The organism is Shewanella frigidimarina, assembly GCF_003797125.1.
Classification (GTDB): Bacteria; Pseudomonadota; Gammaproteobacteria; order Enterobacterales; family Shewanellaceae; genus Shewanella; species Shewanella frigidimarina.
This window is the reverse complement of record NZ_RKKE01000002.1, coordinates 160,466-180,984: the sequence shown is the minus strand read 5'-3', so window position 1 is coordinate 180,984 and position 20,519 is coordinate 160,466. Positions and strand designations below refer to the sequence as shown.

The window sequence follows — 20,519 nt, the reverse complement described above, 5'->3', positions numbered from 1 at the left end:
TGAGGAACCTTACCCATGTGTGGTATCGTCGGAATAGTAGGAAAATCAACAGTTAATCAGACCATTTATGATGCGCTGACTGTGCTCCAACATCGTGGTCAAGACGCAGCAGGTATTGTGACGGTTGACATGAATGCGTTTCGTTTACGCAAAGCAAACGGCTTAGTCAAAGATGTGTTTGAACCTAAACATATGCAGCGTTTACAAGGCAATGCCGGTATTGGACATGTTCGTTATCCTACCGCTGGCAGCTCGAGTGCATCAGAGGCACAACCGTTTTATGTTAACTCGCCATTTGGTATTTCGTTAGCGCATAACGGTAACTTGACTAATACGATTGAACTGGCTGCTAGCCTAGTCACAAAGCGTCGTCATGTTAACACTACCTCAGACTCTGAAATCTTGTTAAATCTGTTAGCCGATGAATTACAAGAAACGCGCAGTTTAACCTTAAGTGCCGACGAAGTGTTTGACGCAGTTGCTAAAGTACATGCGCAAACGCGTGGTGCTTATGCGGTAGTTGCGATGATTATTGGCCAAGGTTTAGTGGCATTTCGTGACCCATTTGGTATTCGTCCTTTGGTATTGGGTAAACACGAAACCGCAACGGGTACCGAGTATATGGTTGCTTCAGAAAGTGTTGCTTTAGACGCTGTTGGTTTTGAAGTGATGCGTGACGTAGCACCTGGAGAAGCTGTTTATATTTCTCTTGATGGCCAGTTATTTACCCGTCAATGTGCAGCAGACCCAAGCTATGCCCCATGTATTTTCGAATTCGTGTATTTTGCACGTCCCGATTCGAGCATTGATAAAGTGTCTGTTTATGCGAGCCGTGTAAACATGGGCGCTAAATTAGGCGAAAAAATTAAGAAAGAATGGGAAGATCACGACATTGATGTTGTTATTCCTATTCCTGAGACTTCGTGTGATATCGCATTAGAAATTGCACGTTGCATGGATTTACCGTACCGCCAAGGTTTTGTGAAAAATCGTTATATTGGTCGTACGTTTATTATGCCTGGGCAGTTAGAGCGTAAAAAATCAGTACGTCGTAAACTGAATGCGATTAATACCGAATTTAAAGGTAAAAACGTATTATTGGTTGATGACTCGATTGTACGTGGTACTACGTCTGAACAGATCATTGAAATGGCGCGTGAAGCCGGAGCAAAGAAAGTATACTTTGCATCAGCAGCACCGGAAATCCGTTTCCCGAATGTGTATGGTATTGATATGCCAACGTCTAATGAGCTTATTGCTCATGGCCGTGATGCAGACGAAATTGCCAAAATCATTGGTGCCGATGGCATTATTTTCCAAGACTTAAGCGACTTAATTGAAGCGGTAAGAATGGAAAATCCAGAGATTAAGCGTTTCGAAACATCAGTTTTCGACGGTCATTATATTACTAACGACGTTGACCAAGCTTACTTGGATCATTTAACGCAGTTGCGGAACGATGATGCCAAAGCCAATCGCTCAAAAGACATTGGCACTAACTTAGAAATGCACAACGAGTGTCATCCATAAGTTAACCACTGTTTGTGAGTGATAAAAACCAGCATGAAAATGCTGGTTTTTTTATTTTAAAGCCTAGATGCTCGAACGCTTCGCGGCTAGAGGCTATAAGGGCGGTAAAGATCGATATCAAGTGAATGCTGCGAAAATGCCTAGATGCTAGGTCGCTTCGCGGCTAGAGGCTATAAGAGCGTTAAAGATAGATAACAAGCGATGGCAAGCGAATACTGCGCAAATGCCTAGAGGCTAGGTCGCTTCGCTGCTAGAAGCTATAAGAGCGATAAAGATTGATAACAAGCGGTAACAAGCGAATGCTGCGTAAATGCCTAGATACTAGGTCGCTTCGCGGCTAGACGCTATAAGAGCGTTAAAGATTGATAACAAGCGGTAACAAGCGATAGATATAGAGCAAGCGATCACAAACGATGAACATCGATCATAAGTGCATTGTGCTTAAGGCCTCACTTTCAAATACGATCATCGAGCAATATTGTCGGTAACGCTTTTGAGCCGGGATCCAGCTTTTAAAGTGGTGTAGCGCACTCGTCGGAGAATGTCCGTTGCAGATGCTATATAAGTGCTTTAATCGCCAAATAATCTTGCAACGTTTGTGAGGCTTTTTGTGGGTTCGACAGGTTTATTTTTTGGTAGTGGGTCAGCACTTTGTTTAAATATCGCTTAGCTATATCGCGCTCTTGGTCATTGTTACATTGCCAAAATTTAGTGCCTACAGCGCTAATTTTAGCCGTAGTACTATCGCTATTTATTTGTGATGATGAATTGCTACGCGTTACGTAGATAATTTCATAAAAACGACGGTTTTCTTCAATCAGTTTTTCATCAATTAATTCACAATCAAGTTTGATAAGTTGTTGGCGTAACTCATATTGATGGTGAACTGGACACAATAAAAAATCGATACTGCGGTCAGAATATTGTTGGCAAAGTGAGTTAACGAACTCGATCATCAAATCTCCACCCACTCCGGCAATAATCACCAAGGGCGTATGCTCATCTTGATCCAAAGGTATTGCTGACACATCACTACAGTGTACTTGCCATTTTGGTGGATTTTGCTGTGGGTAAAAACGTTCGAGCTTGGCGGTTAACTGCTGCATCAATGCTGGCACAATGTCGACGAAATGGATCATGGCTGCATGTCTGTCTAGCAACGCGGCGCCGAGTAATCCATGGTCGCAACAGCAATCCCAAATATGAGTGTAACCATTGGGGATCATCATGTTGATATGTGCTAAGCGGTGGCCGAGTTTCATCTATTTATCAAGTTTGGAAGTGAACCTGCGCATTGTAATGATTTAAGTGACAAAGTGGTTAATTATTTCATATTTGCAGCTTGGCGTATTTAACGCTAATCTATACTGTAAATTTATACAGTTAAGTGGCGCGGTTCATCTTTTGAACGCTAGCGCCCCAACAGTGGATTATGATTTTATATATTGCTGAAAAACCCAGTTTAGGTCGTGCTATTGCCGATGTTCTGCCAAAACCACATAAAAAAGGTGATGGCTTTATCACTGCTGCTAATGGTGATTGCGTGTCATGGTGTATTGGCCATTTGCTCGAACAAGCAGAACCGGACGCCTATGACGATGCATTTAAGTCATGGAAACTCGAACATCTTCCCATCGTGCCACAAACGTGGAAACTACAGCCAAAACCTAAAACACGCAGTCAACTTACGGTGTTACGTAAACTGGTTAAGCAAGCGTCATCGATCATTAATGCTGGCGATCCAGACCGAGAAGGGCAGTTGCTGGTCGATGAAGTGATTTCTTATTTGGGTGTGAAAGGAGACAAACTCAGTCAAGTTCAACGTTTGTTAATCAGTGACTTAAACCCACAAGCGGTAAAACGTGCTTTGGGGCAATTACGCAGTAACCGAGAGTTTATCCCATTATCAACCTCAGCATTGGCCCGCAGCCGTGCAGATTGGTTATATGGCATGAATATGACCAGAGCCTATACGATTCAAGGCCGTAAAGTGGGTTACCAAGGCGTGTTGTCGGTTGGCCGAGTTCAAACACCTTTGCTGGGGCTCGTTGTTCGTCGCGATGATGAAATTGCCGATTTTAAACCTAAAGCTTTTTATGAAGTCTTAGCGCATTTACTCACCGACCAACAACAAGCATTTACCGCTAAATGGCAACCTAGCGAAGCATGTCAACCTTATATGGATGAAGACGGCCGAGTATTAGCTAAAGGTTTAGCCGAAAATGTTGTTGCCCGTATCAATGGTAAACCAGCGGAAGTCACTAAAATTGAAGCTAAAGATAAACGTCAAAACCCACCATTACCTTACAGCTTATCGGCTCTGCAAATAGATGCTGCTAAACGTTTTGGGTTATCGGCAAAAGAGGTACTGGATACTTGCCAAAGTTTGTATGAGCGCCACAAATTGATTACTTATCCGCGCTCAGACAGTCGCTATTTACCTAAAGAGCAGCATGCTTTGGCACCAAAAGTATTGGACGCCGTGCTCAAAGGTGCTTCAGGCTTAATTGAAGGTTGTGAGTCTCCTAATAGCAAACTTAAATCTAAAGCGTGGGACGACAGTAAGGTAGATGCTCACCATGCGATAGTGCCAACTGAAAAGGTGGCTAACTTATCGACATTATCAAGCAATGAAGCCAAGTTATATCAACACGTGGCAAGGCAATATTTAGCCCAGTTCTATCCCGCTTATATCTATGCAGAAACCGCAGTTGAAGTGACCATTGCCGGTGGATTATTTACCACTAAGGCTCGTCAGGATAAAACATTAGGTTGGAAGCAATTATTTAAGCGGACTGCCACAGTAAATCAAGCTAGTTCTAATTCAACTAGCAGCGATGATGATGCGGTACAGTCGTTACCGCCACTGGTTAAAGGGCAAATATTGCATTGTCAGCGTGGTGAATTACTACAGAAAATGACTCAAGCACCGAAGCATTTTACCGACGCGACATTATTAGGCGCGATGACGGGCATTAGCCGTTACGTAACAAACAGTGAGATTAAAAAAATCCTTAAAGAAACCGATGGCTTAGGTACAGAGGCCACACGTGCAGGAATTATTGAATTGCTGTTTAAGCGAGGTTATTTAATTCGCCAAGGAAAATCAATATTGGCAACGCCCGTCGGTGTTGGCTTAATCCGCAGTTTACCCGAATCAGCAACCACACCCGACATGACCGCATTATGGGAAAACAGCCTCGATGCTATCAGCCAAAAACGTTTAAAGTATGATGCCTTTATGCAGCCATTGTTGAGCCAGTTAGATGGCCTAATCACTCAAGCATCGAGCCAGTTACCCTCAGCATTACAAGGTGTTACCAGTAGTGCACCAAAACGCAGTTTTAAGAAATCGTATAAAAAGAAGGCTAAAGCGAAAAGCTAAATTGGCAAGGGTTACTTGCATTACAGCCTAGGTATTTCGGGAATATAGCTGTGTAAACTCACAATTAGGAACTTTGTAAATGTCATTGTGAACTTTTAAACTATTAAGTTCATATAGTAGATATTTAGAGACAAGCATACTAATAACCTAGGAAAATAAAGGAGAGTGTTATGAAAAGCACACTAGTGTTAACGATATTTGCAGCAAGTTTATTGTCTTATGCATCGAATGCCACCGCAGATAAAACCATTTTAGCTGGTGGATGTTTTTGGTGTATGGAATCAGATTTTGAAAAGCTTGATGGCGTAACCGATGTGGTCTCAGGATTTACTGGCGGAAACATCAAAGACCCTATCTATAACGGTAACCATCGAGGGCATTTTGAAGCGGTTGAAATAACATACGATCCTAGCAAAGTGAGCTATGCAGAGCTGTTAGAACATTACTGGGTCAACATTGACCCTTTTGATGCAAGCGGACAGTTTTGCGATAAAGGTTCTAGCTATTTAAGTGCCATTTTTGTGGCAAACGACACCGAACGACAAATTGCACAACAGTCTAAAAGCAAAGTAGAAAAGCTGTTTCCCAATAACAAAGTGGTCACGCCGATTTTAAATGCGTCTACATTTTATCCTATAAAAGGCGATGAAAGTTATCATCAGGATTACTATAAAAACAACCCTATTAGATACAATGCCTACCGCTGGAACTGCGGCAGAGACAAAAGATTAAATGAAATTTGGGGTGATAAAGCGACACATTAGGCTTAATTTATGGCAGCCGCTACTTGTATTTTGGCGCTTCAGGTATCACCCATACAAAAGCAAAGGGGTATGAAGGTTGCAAAGAATTTGATTGTGATAAAGAATTTGATTGTGATAAAAAATGTGAGTGTGAAAAAAGTTAGAGTGTGAAAAAGAGTTCAACGCTTTAGAAAAAGCACTTTTTTGAATTAATCGGTTTTTAGGGTTATGTTGGCGTATAACAACATAACAAAAATATTATTTTGCTCGCAGGCAGGCTTAGACACTGACTTGCCGCAGTTCCGTGTATTATCACTATCAAATTGAATTATGATTTTATACGGAATAAAATAAAACAAGGAATAGGATTAATGAAAGATTCAAGGAATGAAATAGCGAAATATGGAATAACCTTTGGAACAGCGTTATCTATCGCTATTTCATGGAGTGTAAACAAGTCTGTTTTATGGGCGATTTTTCATGGTTTTTTATCTTGGTTTTATGTCATCTGGCACGTCGTGACGCGATAGTCTTTTGCTTCTTCAACACAGGAGTTAGCGAACGTTAAAACGTTAATGCCGTAGGCTAGAATTGAATAAGATTATCGGAATAATGATAAATAAGATGTCATCGTTAGTCTTATCAATCTAACACGCTTTTATCTAAGATCCCTTTATCGATTAGCTGCAACAATATATTGCGGGTTTTATCTTTTAAGGTGTCTCGTAGTAATCGGGCTGCGGGGGTAATCGATTGCCTGCTGGGAAATATGAGCCACAGTTCTGTTGGCTTTGTTTGGTATTCTGGTAATACATGCACGACGTTACCGTTAAGTAAGTCACTTGATATATCAAGGCAAGACTTAAGCCCAATGCCTTTGCCTGATACACACCAGCGATGCACTAATTCACCGTCATTTGAGATTCGGTTGCCTTTCATTTTGATTTTTAATAACTCATCGCCGCGATAAAACTCCCATACATCGTAAGTAATATCATTGAGTTGATATAACAGCCCGTTATGTGAGGCGAGGTCTTGTGGGTGTTTTGGCATGCCATGCTTTGCTAGGTAAGCTTTAGATGCACACAATAATCTGGGGACATTACAGATTTTAAACCCGTAAAGATTAGCGTCATTTGGTGAACCATAGCGCAAGGCTAAATCGACGGAGTCGCGGTAAAAATCGAGATTACTGTCATTGATATTGGCGCGAATACTGACCTTTGGATAAGTATCCATAAAGTCATCAATCCATGGAATGACAATATTACGCCCAAGGTCTGACGACATGGCTAAACGTAAATCGCCGTCAACAATGTCTAGCTCACCTTTCATGTTCTGCTTGGCTTGCTCTAGCATTAACATCGCTTGTTCACACTGTGGAATGTACTTTTCGCCTGAGCTTGATAAACGAAGTTGCCGGGTTGTGCGAATAAAAAGTTCAACGCCTAAACTGGCTTCAACGCGTTTTAATGCTGCACTTGCGGTGGCGGTGCGCATGTCTAAATTGGTTGCTGCGGCAGTGATGCTGCGAAACTCTGCGACTTTAAGCACCACATAAAGGTCTTCTAATAACATGATTATCCATTTTTAATTGATAATGTTTCAATCATTATGCTGTTTGTGGAAGATAAAACAAGCGCTAATATAGCTTCATCAAGTTTGAGCAACCTTATTTTATATATCACAGGAACAACCTTATGAAAGCTATTGGATATAAACAGTCTCTTGAAATTTCGAACCCAGAATCATTAATCGATGTGACATTGGATCAACCAATTGCAACAGGTCGTGATTTATTGATTAAAGTGAGTGCCATTGCAGTTAACCCTGCCGATTATAAAGTGCGCTTAAACATGCCACCTGCGGATGGTGAAGTTAAAGTGATTGGTTGGGACGCGGTTGGCGAAGTCATTGCAACAGGTGACAAGGCAAGTCAATTTAAACCTGGTGATGTGGTGTACTATGCTGGTGATATTACTCGCACAGGAAGTAACGCTGAATATCAGTTAGTTGATGAACGCTTAGTGGGTATGAAGCCTAAGAGTTTGTCGAATGCAGAAGCTGCAGCGCTACCATTAACGGCGATAACAGCATGGGAATTGTTGTTTGAACATTTATCGATTAAGCAGCAAAGCCCTAGCGCGATAGAAAAATCAAACGAAGTGATTTTGGTTGTTGGCGCTGCCGGTGGTGTGGGTTCTATATTTGTACAATTGGCTAAAGCCATTACGGGCGCAACCATTATTGGTACGGCATCACGTGCAAGTTCAAGTGAGTGGGTTAAGAAATTGGGTGCGGACTATGTTGTCGACCACACTAAACCGCTTGCTGCGCAAATAGCGGCATTAAACATTGGCCCAGTGACTCACGTTGCGAGCCTAAACAGCACCGATACTTATTTTGACAGTTACACTGAGTTATTAGCACCGTTTGGTAAGATTGCTATGATTGACGATCCAGTTGCACTTGATGTGACTAAATTGAAGCTAAAAAGCTTGTCATTACATTGGGAGTTTATGTTTGCTCGTTCGATGTTTAACGCAGTCGATATGGATGAGCAGGGACATTTACTTAACCGAGTAGCGGATCTTGTTGACCAAGGTTTTATTCAAACCACGTTAGGCCAGCACATGGGCGCTATTAATGCTGCAAATCTTCGTGCTGCACATGAGGCGTTAGAAGCCGGCCGTGCAATTGGTAAAATTGTGTTAGAAGGATTTTAATTAATAGCTTTATTGTATTATTAATCACGTTAAAACTTATATTATCGAACAGGAATAAACATGTCACATTTAACAATTGTAGCCAACATTAAGGCTAAAGCGGACAAAATTGAGTTAGTAAAAACTGAGTTGCTGAAGCTGATTGAAGTCACTCGTGCAGAAGAAGGGTGTATTAACTATGATTTACACCGAGACAATGAAAACTCTGCCCACTTTATGTTTTATGAGACTTGGCAGACCCGTGAATTATGGCGTGTGCATATGGAAAATCAGCATTTAGCCGATTTTGTGGCTGCAACTCAAGGTGCAGTTGATGAATTTACGTTGAATGAAATGACCGTTATCGGCTAGTTTTATGTAAGTTGGCGATTCAATTGAGTGACATCCAAAAGCAGAACATAAAATGTTCTGCTTTTTTGTCGATTTTTTTTAGTATCTTATGAGACACTCAAGTGATGAATCGCTTTAAATACAAGGATAAGTGACAAGATGGAAATCAGATTTACGCAGTTGCAGTGCAGTTCATCGAGTGTCACTGTCGACATTAATGATTGGGTTATTGAGCCTCAACAATCTTGGGGGGTATTTAGCACCGAAGGTGATGTAGGTGCATTGCTTGGCCAGTTATTAACTCAGCAAATTGATGCGCAAACCTTAACGTACAGTGGCGATATTATTGGTGTCACGCCAGCAAGTGTGGCATTAGTGTCATTGCTTGAGCAACAATCACTGCTTGAAGCTATTTTAGAGCAAGATGACAGCGAGTCACTGGGATATACCGATCCTAAAACGACCGTGTTTGGGGTTGTTTTTAATCAATGCCATGACAATGACTTAACCCATCAATTGCTGCAGCAATTAGATTTAACGCATTTAAGCTTAAGTCCTTTTGCTCAATTGTCTACCGGTGAAGGCCGCAGAGTAATGCTTGCTCGTGCAGTAGCAACTCAAGTGCCTTTTTTAGTGCTCGACGAACCTTATGCAGGTCTTGATGTTGCACACAGACAGACTCTCACAGAATATTTACAACAATTATCTCAAACCAAACAGATACTGGTCGTGGTGTCGCGTGAAGAAGATATGCCAGATTGGATTGAACATGTTGCTATGTTCAGTCATGGTAAATTAGACAGTATGATGACCAAATCACAGTGGGATAACCATCCTGTTATTGCCCAGTTAACGGCGCAAGCGGGTCAACAAAGCGATGATATGTTAGCGCTTATTCGTCGTCACAGACACAAGCCATTATTTGCTAACCCGGTTTTTCAGTTAAACAATGGACGAGTGGCTTACAGCGATAAAGTGATTTTTTCGGGCGTGAACTGGCGTATTGATAATGGTGTGCATTGGCAAGTAAAAGGACCAAATGGTTGCGGTAAAAGTACTTTACTGGGGCTTATTTTTGGCGACCATCCACAATGTTACAGCAACGACATTGATATTTTTGGTAACAAAAGAGGTTCAGGCGAGAGCATTTGGGAAATAAAAAAACACATCGGTATGGTGTCTTCGGCATTACATCTGCAATATCGGGTTAACTGTAGCGCACTGGATGTGATTGTTTCTGGTTTTTATGATTCTATTGGTTTGTACCAAAAACCGACGGCACAGCAAATATCTGTTGCTGCAGAATGGTTGGCCATTTTACACATGGGCCATTTAAGTAAAACCGCTTTTCGACAATTAGAATATGGCCAGCAACGTTTATTACTCATCGCTCGCGCCATTGTGAAACAACCCACCTTATTGATCCTCGATGAGCCTTATCAAGGTTTGGATTCTTTGGGACGCCGACTGATAAAAAATGCCCTTGAACTCATTGCCAAAGAACACTTAAGTCAATTGTTGTATGTCTCGCATTATCAAGAAGATAGCCTATACAGTATTCAGCACTATATTGAATTTGTGAAAGATGAAAATCAAGATGGTTATCGGGCGGTGGTTTCTCAGGGGTAATACCGTCGTGTTAAAAGAGTTTCTAAATAGCTAACTTAGGTTGGCTATTTTTGTTTGTGAGTTTATTTTCTAATAATAATTGATAATGTTTCAATTATTATGCTGTATATGGCGATTAAACTTTTGTATATCATAACCACATTAACGCAGATAGCCTTGAATATTGAGTGAATTGAGCTGTAATAGGGCTATAGACATACAGCGACACGCTTAAGGAAACTGATGCTACTTGATACACCCATTTGCGATTATGGCTGGAAAGCCCCTGATTTCACATTGAAAGATGCCAATGGTAATGCTTTTACCATGAGTGAACACTTAGGAGAAAAGGGCTTATTGATTATGTTTATTTGTAATCATTGTCCTTATGTTAAAGCCATTGCGACGCGTTTAGCCGCGGATACAAAGCAATTAATGGCTGAAGGCATCAATGTGTTAGCGGTCATGTCTAATGATTATCATGATGTTGAGGCTGACTCGCCACAAAATATGCTGAGTTTTGCCAAGCAACATGGTTTTGAATTTGCTTATTTAGTGGACGAAGATCAGCAAGTGGCTAAGCAATATGGTGCTGTGTGCACTCCTGACTTTTTTGGTTTTAATTATCTCGGTGAATTGCAATATCGTGGCCGATTAGATGATGCGCGTTTGCAAGATGCGCCGAACAGAGAACCTGAACTACTACAAGCCATGCAAATGATTGCTGCAATAGGCAAAGGGCCTAAACAGCAAACTGCCAGCATGGGTTGCTCTATTAAATGGCGATAAGCCCGTTCAGTTGGCTATAAATTTAGTGCGCTATAAACCTTGAAAAATTGTTTTTAAGCACCATAACAGGGTAAACAGAGTGTTGAGTAAATTACGGTGTTAACCAATTGTATTTATTGTTAATTATTATTTTATTTTTTTGTGTTTAGTTTGAATTTTAGATGTTATTTACGACCAATGGTTGTGACTAACAAGGTTAGTTAATCGATGATGTTAATCACCTGCATTAATCAATGTCGTTAACTGCCAGTCCTTTTACTCATTGTTAAAATCGAGATATCACATGACCAATGCCATTATTGCTGATTTAGAAAAACGTTACACTGCCAAACGCTATGATGCGACTAAACGCGTGCCTAAAGAAGATTTAGCCGTGATTTATGACGCTATGGTGTTATCGCCGTCATCAATTAACTCTCAACCATGGAAATTTATCGTGATTGAAAGTGACGAAGCCAAGCAACGTTTACATGACTCTTATGCTAATAAGTTTCAGTTTAATCAACCGCATGCTAAAACGGCTTCACATACTATATTGTTTGCATATAACCCCAAGTATACCCGCGAAGACTATGCCAAAGTGGTTGATCAAGGCATTATCGATGGCCGTACTAAGCCTGAAGATCGCGAAAGTGCATTTGGTGGATACGCATTTGTTGATTTAAACACTGATGAAGCGGGTAACAATGCTGCTTGGACTAAGTCACAAACCTATTTAGCATTAGGTAACACTATGCATACGCTAGCGCGCCTTGGTATCGACTCTACGCCAATGGAAGGTGTTGATAGTGAAATGCTAGGTCAAATATTTGCTAAAGAGCTGGACGGTTATGTGTGTGAAGTTGCATTAGCATTTGGTTATCATCATTCAGATGAAGACTACAACGCCAAGTTACCAAAATCTCGTTTAAACATTGATCAAGTGTTACAGGTTTTATAATTAACGAGTCGCTTTTTACGCGGCTGATGTTAATAAAAAAGGGGGTATAAGAGTAATCTTATGCCCCTTTTTTTATGTTATTGAAGCCAAAAGCTGAACACGTTTACGAGTATTGAGTCACTAGCGTAAACAGTGGCCGCGATTGAGGCTTATCAATTTATCGAGTACGCGTTCGCCGTCCATACGAATGCCATTGTGCTCATATTCTGATGTGAGCCAATACTTAAGGTTCGCCACTTTTTTTGTGGTTTCTAAACTGTATTGCATTTCGACATACATATCTTCGCTGTATATTGCGGCTGCAACCGGGACTTTATTATTAGCCAGTTTTTCTAGGTCATAAAACGCAGGCCAGTCTTTTTTCGCTGCGATAAGCTCAGCGGCTTGTTGCAGTGGAATGAGTTGTTCAAATTGGGCAAACATCCACGGATAGACCATTTCGCCAGTGAACAATAATGGTTTGTCAGGGCGATAGTTAAATTGGCTGTATTGTGCTCGTATTCTGTGTGCCGCCCAAGCTGATGCTTGTTGCTGACAATAAATAGACTCATGCATTAATGCAAAAATAGGGTTGGTGTTGTAGTCGAGAAATTGACTGAACTGATGCAGAAACAGTGGATTAACGTCGATACCATGCGGTGTTTCAATTAACGCTTGCTCAAGCAGATAGTAAACCGCTTCTGGGCCTTGTTCCATACCGATATTAATGCCTAGCAACTGCAACATTTCAACCGTGAGTTGCTCACCAGTTGCTAAGTAGACTTTGTTTTCGTAAAGGTATTTGGCTAAGTCATCGACTAAGGTGCGTGCATCACTAAAGCGTTTGAAAAAGTCATTGTTTTTAGCGATGACACGTTGATAAGTGGCTTGATAAACCTCTTCAGCAGGGCGGTCTAGTGAAGGAATACCACCGGTAATGTATGCCTCTTTGAGGCCTTCTGGTGCAGCAGATAAATAATGCAATACACAAAATCCACCAAAACTTTGGCCTAAAATACTCCAAGGTTCATCTGGCGATAATTTTGCGCGAATATACTCTGCATCTCGAACAATATTGTCTGCACGGAAAAAGCTTAGGTAGTCCGCTTGGTCTGTTGAACTCATGTAACTTAAGCTGGTGGCATTAACCGGGCTTGATAACCCGGTGCCTCGTTGGTCGAGTAATAACACTCTATATTCAGTTAACGCGCGTTTTATCCAGCCACTATTGCTCACAGGTCTTACTGCGCCAAAACCCGGTCCACCTTGAAAAAACACTAAGTAGGGTAGTTTTTTATGTTGATTTTCGACACTGACAATTTCCCGTGCGAAAACCGTAATCTGTTTACTTGGACTTTGTTGATAGTCTAATGGCACAGAGAAAAAATGTTTACGGGCGACGATGTCTGATAAGGTGAGATCAATGTGCATAATAAGGCCTGCTGAGTCAGAATTAATGTGTATTGCCAGCGGTAATAACGCTATTTTATAAGCCATATTGTACATCAGTAATCAGTAACTTGATGGATATCACATTAAAAAGGTATCTAGATCAACGCTGCCTAGTTAAAATTAGTGATAATAAACAAATGATCATAAGACGAGGTTGCCAATGAAGTATCAAATCATCCCCGTAACGCCTTTTCAGCAAAATTGTAGTGTTATTTGGTGTGAAAAAACCTTAAAGGCTGCGGTTGTTGATCCTGGTGGCAACATTGACCGGATTTTAGCTGAGGTGGCTAAGTTAGGAGTAAATGTTGAAAAAATATTATTAACCCATGGTCATATTGATCATGTCGGTGGTGCCGCTGAATTAGCCAAAAAATTAGCAGTGCCGATTATTGGTCCGCACATAGCGGATAAGTTTTGGTTAGAAAACTTAGTTAAACAAAGTCAAAACTTTGGTTTTCCACGCACTGAAGCTTTTGAACCAACCCAGTACCTAAATGAAGGTGATGAGGTTAGTGTAGGTGAGCAGCATTTACTGGTGTTACATTGCCCAGGGCATACACCAGGACACATTGTTTTTTATGATAAAATAGCTAATTTAGCTTGGGTCGGTGATGTGCTTTTTAGAGGCTCAATTGGTCGTACTGATTTCCCCCAATCCAATCATCAAGACTTACTTCACTCCATTACCACCAAATTGTGGCCATTAGGGCTCAATGTCAGTTTTATTCCCGGCCATGGACCAATGTCGACGTTCGCCGACGAGCGACAACATAACCCTTTTGTTGCCGATCAGTTATTTGATTAACAATTTGTTATGTAATCAGGTCATTGAGGTTATTTATTAATAAGTTGAAACCATTGATTCTTTGCATTGTAAAGCCAGTCTGTTAGCTTAAGCTAATGCGTTTACAAATGATGGACAACCAACATGGTTCAACACCTCGTTGATTTACTCGATACCTGGTTACCTTCTTATCAAGAAGACTGGGTACTTGCCGTTCTTACCCAAGTAGAAGGGTCTTCTTACCGCAAACCTGGCGCCATAATGCTATTTCATCCAATGGGTAAAAGCCTGGGGATGTTAAGTGGTGGCTGTCTTGAGGCGGATTTACGTCGTCACGCCCAGCGCGCTATTCAAACTCAGCAAGTTATTCAGTTAACCTATGACGCAACGGATGAGTCTGATACCAGTTATCAGCTGGGCTGTGGTGGTATTGTCAATATCATGATGGTGTCGCTGAATAAAGCGAACAATTACCTTAGTTTGGTGAGTGTTCATGATGCTTTAATGCGTGGTGATCGTGGTACATACCAGCTTGAGATTGTTGCCGATGGCGTTTCAAGCCATCAGATATCAGGCCACTTTGTAGAGGCGTCTAGTGACGCAGCACCTATTACCCTAAATACCAAAACCCTTAAAGTGACTGAGCAAAATAAAACGTTACTGCAAATTCCACTGCGTCCGCCGGTGCATATTGGTATTTTTGGCGGCGGATTAGATGCCAAACCTATAGCCCAAATGGCACAAACCATGGGCTGGAAAGTGACGATATTTGATGAGCGTACTGCTTATGCTCGCACCTATGATTTTCCGGGCTGCCACATTATGAAACACCCGACACCGTCGATATCTACTGATTTACTCAGTGGGTTAGATGCGGCTTTCATCATGAGCCATAATTTACAGATTGATGCTAAAACGCTAAAAACATTACAACCGTTGCCACTGGCCTACATATCATTGTTAGGCCCAGTACATCGGCGCGATAAAGTATTGGATATGGCAGAACTCAGTTTGAAAGACTTTAGCGGTTATTTCTCTGCACCAGCAGGATTAGCGTTAGGTGGTGAACTGCCAGGCTCTGTTGCGTTGAGTATTTTATCTCAATGTCATGGCGTGCTGTATAACAGCAAGCTCACTAGTCTTGATAGTGTGATGTTGTAATGGCGGGTCAGTAATGAAGCCCAATATCATTACCGTTATTTTAGCCGCTGGTGCCAGTAGCCGATTTCATGGCGCCAAAATGCTCGCTAAAGTAAAAGGTAATCAAAGTTTATTAGCCCGCAGCATCGTATCACTTAACAAGGTGACAGCCACCGCAGGAATAAAAGCGCCAGCAGTAGTGTTAGGCGCTCATCTTAATGACGAGATCATGGCAATAACCGCAACAAGCCATCAGATCATTAACCCTGATTGGCAACAAGGGTTATCCAGCTCCGTTAAACATGCCAGCCAATACGCTATTGAACAGCAAGCCGATGCATTGTTGCTCGTGCTTGCTGACCAAGTCGCCATTGATGTTGATGACTATTTACACCTTATCGAACGCTATCAGCAAAATGGGTTAACAAGCTGTGCTTTTTATCGACAAAATGTGGGTGTTCCAGCGATATTTTTAGCTAAAGATTTTGCTGTGCTAATGTCGATCGATGGCGATAAAGGTGCTAAAAGTATTCTAAAACAACATGATAAAAATAATAGCTTGAACATTATTCCAATGGAACAAGCGCAATTTGATATTGATACGCCTGCTGACTTAGCGCGCTGGTTAGATAATAAGGATTAATTATGACAACCCCAACACAAAAATTAATGGTCAACGGTAAGGACTTTACCCTTGATGCCGATCCTAATATGCCAGTGCTATGGGCTTTGCGCGACATACTGGGTTTAACAGGTACAAAGTTTGGTTGTGGTGCAGGACTCTGCGGCGCTTGTACCATTCATGTTGATGGCAGCCCAATGCGTGGTTGTTTGACCAGCCTTAAGCAAGTACAGGGCAAACAAGTGACAACCATTGAAGGTCTTGAAGCGCAAAAATTGAAAGACGCTTGGCTTGAACATAATGTGCCGCAATGTGGTTATTGTCAGGCGGGGCAATTAATGTCTGCTGCTGCGTTATTAAAAACCACAGCTAAACCAACAGAGACGCAAATTGACGATGCAATGTCGGGCAATATTTGTCGTTGTGGTACTTACCCGCGTATTAAAGCGGCGATCAAATCAGCTTCGGAGGCGTAATCATGACGACATTTACCGCAGTTGAAAACATTAGTCGCCGTAACGTGCTTAAACTCTTTGGCGCTGTGGGTGGTGGTTTAGCCCTTGGTGGTACTAGTTTAGTGTGGAGCCCAATGGCACTGGCACAAGACAAACAGGCATTGATGAATTTATTTGTCGCCATCGGTGAAGACAACAAAGTGTATTTAACCTGCCATCGTTCAGAAATGGGCCAAGGTATTCGCACCGGTATTCCGCAAGTCTTAGCCGATGAATTAGAAGCCGATTGGGATAAAGTTGTAGTAGTGCAGGGGCTAGCGGATAAACGCTATGGTAGCCAAAACACCGATGGTAGCCGCAGTATCCGTAAGCATTATCATCGTATGCGTCAAATGGGCGCAACAGCACGTACCATGCTTGAACAAGCCGCTGCTGATAAATGGAAAGTACCCGTTACTGAGGTATATGCCAAGGCGCACAAAGTACACCATAAAGGCAGTAATAAAAACTTATCTTATGGTGAGCTTGCATTAGCGGCATCAAAACTGACTATGCCAGAGCTGGACAAGGTTACGTTAAAGCCTGAAAGCGAATTTGTTCATATTGGCAAGTCTCATACTATTGTCGATATGGATGCGATGCTAACGGGCAAAGCAATATACGGATATGACATTAAGCTTGATGGAATGTTGTATGCCAGTATCACTCGCCCGCCAGTGTTAGGCAGTGATGTGGTTAGCGTTGATGATGCTAAAGCTCGTAAAATTGCTGGTGTGGTCGATATTATTACCTTACCAGTACCAAAAGGTGCGCCGTTATTTCAGGCTCTAGGCGGTGTAGCGGTTATTGCCACCAACAGCTGGAGTGCCATTGAAGCCCGTAAAGCATTAGCGATTACATGGTCAGAGTCAGTAAACGACAGTCATGACTCTGATGTGTATCTTAAAGGTTTGGTTGAGCGCGTTAAGCTGCCAGGTAAAGTGATCCGTCAGTTGGGCACTTCAGTAACGGACTGGCCAGCAGAACACACCTTGAGTGCAGTTTATACGGTTCCTTATCTTACTCATGCGATGATGGAACCACCGGTGGCGACAGCAAATGTGACCGCAGATGGCTGTGAGTTGTGGGCATCAAGCCAAACGCCGCAAAGTACCCAACAAAATGTTGCAGGTGCATTAGGGCTTAAAGAAGAGCAAGTCAAAGTCAATGTCACCTTATTAGGCGGTGGTTTTGGTCGTAAATCAAAACCAGATTTTAGTGTTGAAGCCGCTATTTTGTCGCAAAAGCTTAATAAGCCTGTCAAGGTATGTTGGAGCCGAGAAGATGAGATTCAAAATGGCTATTACCATGCCATTAGTGCGCAAATGTATCAGGCTAAAGTTGATGGCAACAGCATGCCTACAGCGTTGCTAGCCAGAACAGGGTTCCCTTCAATCAGCTCAACCTTTGCAGAAGGTGTTGAATATCCTTCTGATGGTGAATTAGATTTAGGCTTTAGCGACGTGCCGTTAGCCCTTGAAAGCATTCAACTCGAGTCAGTTAAGGCTAAAGCACATACCCGTATCGGTTGGATGCGCTCGGTATGTAACATTCAACATGCCTTTGGTATTGGTAGCTTTGTTGACGAACTGGCAGTAAAAACCAATAAGCCATGTGTACAAATGTGGCGTGAATTACTGGGTAAACCACGGATAGAAAACTTTGAAAACCAAGGTTTCAAATACGGTAACTATGGTGAAGAGCTAGCTGATCATCCTGTTGATGTGGGCCGTTATCTCAAGGTGCTCGATACATTAGAAGCTGCATTAGCTAAAGCCCCTAAAGCGGGTAAAAACCAAGGTTGGGGTATGGCAGTGCATCGCAGCTTTGTGAGCTACGTTGCCGTTGCGACATTAGTTGAAGTGGTTGATAACAAACTTAAAGTGATTAAGTCTATTGCGGTAATGGATGCAGGGATTGTAGTAAACCCAGACCGTGTTAAGTCGCAGCTTGAAGGTGCGATTATTTTTGGCTTGAGTTTAGCTATGATGGGAGACATAAGCTTTAAAGGCGGTAAAGTCGTGCAGTCTAATTTCCATGATTATCCTTTATTGCGTTTACCTCAATGCCCAGAAATTGAAACTCATATTATTGCGTCAACCGCTAAACCTGCTGGTGTAGGTGAACCTGGGGTACCTCCTGTGGCGCCGAGTTTAACCAATGCGATTTTTGCTGCAACCGGAATTCGATACCGTGATTTACCGCTCAATAAGTTTGTATCGGTCTAGCCATTTTCGTGAGAGAGAGCACTTAAGTTTTACTCACTTAAGTCGATAATAATTAAGTAAAATGCCTAAATGTATTCGCACTTAGGCATTTTTATGAATTTGAGATGCAGTTTTCATATGAACCGTCAGGCTTGTCTATACTCTCTATATCTTTTGTCATAAACCCAGAGCATATTGATGCTCGCCATATTCAATAATTGTTTTTTATAGCGATAAATTATCGCAGGAAGCTGAAAAATGAAGCAAATCCAGTTTAGAAAAATTGATGCCATTATGATTAAGTTCAGCCTTAATGGTAAGTTTTGGATTGTTTGTTCAATGGTCACCGCGATTACAAGTATTATCGCGATATTGAATTTCCAACAAGCTAATGATTTAATTACTCAATCATCTTTAGACCGAGTGAGCACTCGTGTGCAAAGTGTTGCCTCAGTGGCAAACAGTCAAGGATTACAAAACGCCGAGCTTCAACAATTTGCTGCCGATAACCAACTGCAAGTGTCTGCAAGGGATGAGAGTACTCGCAGTGGCGATATAGTGACAGCATCTGCCAATGTGGGTAATCAATATTTAACTCAAAGCCAAAATGTCCAGCAGTGGGAACAAGACGCGATTGGCAATGCCCAATTTATGCTCATCATTGCGCTGGTGGGATTGTTGCCACTATTTCAATTAAGTTATTGGATTTCTACGTCATTAGGCGGCGGGTTATGGGAAATGTACATGGCCATTAAACGCCTCGCTGACGGCGACTTAACCTTTAGACTTAACTTTTTTGGTACTGATGATTTCAGTTTAATCGCCAAAGACATTGATCGTTGTGCTGATAACATGAGTGAAATGGTTGGTGCTATCCGCATTAATGCTGAAACCTTGGCTGTTGCTGGCAACGAGTTTAATCATCAAGCCAGTACCAATGACGAACTGATAGATCAACAACATCACTTTTTAGACTCAGTGGCACATGCCATGGATCAAATGACCGCGGCTATTGCCGATGTGTCACATCACGCAAGTGATACGTCATTAAATACTAAGCAAAATGCAACGCAAATAGAGCAAAGTCAAAGTAAGATTAACGATGCGGTTAAACGTATTAGTTACCTATCAGAGCGTATTGCAGAAGCATTTTCATCAGTAGAACAACTTTCTCGTGATGCTACCCAAATTAATGATGCCGTTACCACCATTGATAGTATTTCTGAACAAACCAATTTATTGGCATTAAATGCCGCTATTGAAGCGGCGCGTGCCGGTGAGCAAGGTCGTGGTTTTGCGGTCGTGGCGGACGAAGTGCGTACCCTTGCGGGGCGTACCCAAAAAGCCACCGTAGAAATTCAAAAAATGATTGAAGGGTTGCAACAAGGCTCTAAAAAGCTGACCGGTATTACCAATGTGATTGTTACTGAAGCAGACCAAGGGAGTGCGAGTATCAAAGCGGTGGGTGATGATATTACTCATATGGCTGAGTCTATTAATGCGGTGTTCGATATGAGCAGCCAAATAGCAGCATCCGCGGAACAACAAAGCATGTCTGCAAGGGATATAGCCTCACAACTTAATCAAATTCGTCATCAATCGGAAACGATTCGCAGTACTTCCAAACAAGCTGGTGTATTAGCTAAAGATTTGAATCAATCGTCTAAAGGTTTAGCGGCGATTTTAAGTCAATATAGAATCTAGCGCTTACGGCTTTATCAATAAAGAGGAGATCGTTGATATATTTTTGATTAGCTTAAAATAAAATACTAAGGTATCTGGTCTGTTAC

The 20,519-nt window shown here is 41.8% G+C and carries 17 protein-coding genes; 14 read left to right on the top strand and 3 right to left on the bottom strand.

Features of this window, described 5'->3' with window-relative positions:
* Positions 1-15 precede the first annotated feature (15 nt).
* Positions 16-1,530: an amidophosphoribosyltransferase gene (gene purF / locus EGC86_RS05840; RefSeq protein ID WP_011636872.1), complete on the top strand. Its 1,515-nt coding sequence runs from the start codon at positions 16-18 to the stop codon at positions 1,528-1,530.
* 557 nt (positions 1,531-2,087) lie between these two features.
* Here purF and EGC86_RS05835 read toward each other — a convergent pair.
* Complete coding sequence (locus EGC86_RS05835; RefSeq protein WP_123776928.1) at positions 2,088-2,792, bottom strand: tRNA (adenine(22)-N(1))-methyltransferase; 705 nt, start codon at positions 2,790-2,792, stop codon at positions 2,088-2,090.
* Positions 2,793-2,962: 170 nt separating this feature from the next.
* Here EGC86_RS05835 and EGC86_RS05830 point away from each other — a divergent pair, with 170 nt between their 5' ends.
* Both EGC86_RS05830 and msrA read left to right on the top strand, forming a co-directional pair.
* Entirely contained in the window at positions 2,963-4,915 is a 1,953-nt protein-coding gene (locus tag EGC86_RS05830; protein ID WP_123776927.1) for a DNA topoisomerase III, read from the top strand.
* 170 nt (positions 4,916-5,085) lie between these two features.
* Positions 5,086-5,679 carry a peptide-methionine (S)-S-oxide reductase MsrA gene (gene msrA / locus EGC86_RS05825; protein WP_123776926.1) on the top strand — a complete coding sequence of 198 codons (594 nt, stop codon included), beginning with the start codon at positions 5,086-5,088 and terminating at the stop codon, positions 5,677-5,679.
* 621 nt (positions 5,680-6,300) lie between these two features.
* Here msrA and EGC86_RS05820 read toward each other — a convergent pair.
* Positions 6,301-7,236 carry a LysR family transcriptional regulator gene (locus tag EGC86_RS05820; protein ID WP_123776925.1) on the bottom strand — a complete coding sequence of 312 codons (936 nt, stop codon included), beginning with the start codon at positions 7,234-7,236 and terminating at the stop codon, positions 6,301-6,303.
* A gap of 122 nt (positions 7,237-7,358) precedes the next feature.
* Here EGC86_RS05820 and EGC86_RS05815 point away from each other — a divergent pair, with 122 nt between their 5' ends.
* The 5 genes from EGC86_RS05815 to EGC86_RS05795 all read left to right on the top strand — a co-directional run bounded on the left by EGC86_RS05815 (position 7,359) and on the right by EGC86_RS05795 (position 12,051).
* A complete protein-coding gene (locus EGC86_RS05815) occupies positions 7,359-8,384 on the top strand; it encodes a zinc-binding alcohol dehydrogenase family protein (protein WP_011636878.1) in 1,026 nt (341 codons plus the stop codon).
* Positions 8,385-8,444: 60 nt separating this feature from the next.
* Positions 8,445-8,735: a putative quinol monooxygenase gene (locus tag EGC86_RS05810; protein ID WP_059747424.1), complete on the top strand. Its 291-nt coding sequence runs from the start codon at positions 8,445-8,447 to the stop codon at positions 8,733-8,735.
* Between the two features lie 138 nt (positions 8,736-8,873).
* The gene (locus EGC86_RS05805) at positions 8,874-10,343 is read left to right on the top strand and encodes an ATP-binding cassette domain-containing protein (protein ID WP_123776924.1); all 1,470 of its coding nucleotides are present in this window, start codon (positions 8,874-8,876) and stop codon (positions 10,341-10,343) included.
* Between the two features lie 222 nt (positions 10,344-10,565).
* Positions 10,566-11,111, top strand: a complete 546-nt coding sequence (locus EGC86_RS05800; protein WP_123776923.1) for a thioredoxin family protein — start codon at positions 10,566-10,568, stop codon at positions 11,109-11,111.
* Between the two features lie 283 nt (positions 11,112-11,394).
* A complete protein-coding gene (locus tag EGC86_RS05795; RefSeq protein WP_011636882.1) occupies positions 11,395-12,051 on the top strand; it encodes a nitroreductase family protein in 657 nt (218 codons plus the stop codon).
* Between the two features lie 120 nt (positions 12,052-12,171).
* On the opposite strand, the gene EGC86_RS05790 is transcribed toward EGC86_RS05795, so the two are convergent.
* Entirely contained in the window at positions 12,172-13,461 is a 1,290-nt protein-coding gene (locus tag EGC86_RS05790; RefSeq protein WP_123777358.1) for an alpha/beta fold hydrolase, read from the bottom strand.
* 181 nt (positions 13,462-13,642) lie between these two features.
* On the opposite strand from EGC86_RS05790, the gene EGC86_RS05785 reads away from it, so the two are divergent.
* The 6 genes from EGC86_RS05785 to EGC86_RS05760 all read left to right on the top strand — a co-directional run bounded on the left by EGC86_RS05785 (position 13,643) and on the right by EGC86_RS05760 (position 20,433).
* Entirely contained in the window at positions 13,643-14,287 is a 645-nt protein-coding gene (locus EGC86_RS05785; RefSeq protein WP_123776922.1) for an MBL fold metallo-hydrolase, read from the top strand.
* A gap of 123 nt (positions 14,288-14,410) precedes the next feature.
* Positions 14,411-15,427 carry an XdhC family protein gene (locus EGC86_RS05780; protein ID WP_123776921.1) on the top strand — a complete coding sequence of 339 codons (1,017 nt, stop codon included), beginning with the start codon at positions 14,411-14,413 and terminating at the stop codon, positions 15,425-15,427.
* A 13-nt stretch (positions 15,428-15,440) separates the two neighbouring features.
* Positions 15,441-16,049 (top strand): nucleotidyltransferase family protein, encoded by a 609-nt coding sequence (locus tag EGC86_RS05775; RefSeq protein WP_123776920.1) that lies wholly within the window; start codon positions 15,441-15,443, stop codon positions 16,047-16,049.
* Positions 16,050-16,051: 2 nt separating this feature from the next.
* Positions 16,052-16,504, top strand: a complete 453-nt coding sequence (locus EGC86_RS05770) for a (2Fe-2S)-binding protein (protein WP_059747435.1) — start codon at positions 16,052-16,054, stop codon at positions 16,502-16,504.
* Positions 16,505-16,506: 2 nt separating this feature from the next.
* Positions 16,507-18,750, top strand: a complete 2,244-nt coding sequence (locus tag EGC86_RS05765) for a xanthine dehydrogenase family protein molybdopterin-binding subunit (RefSeq protein ID WP_123776919.1) — start codon at positions 16,507-16,509, stop codon at positions 18,748-18,750.
* A gap of 237 nt (positions 18,751-18,987) precedes the next feature.
* Positions 18,988-20,433, top strand: a complete 1,446-nt coding sequence (locus tag EGC86_RS05760) for a methyl-accepting chemotaxis protein (RefSeq protein ID WP_123776918.1) — start codon at positions 18,988-18,990, stop codon at positions 20,431-20,433.
* Positions 20,434-20,519 lie beyond the last annotated feature (86 nt).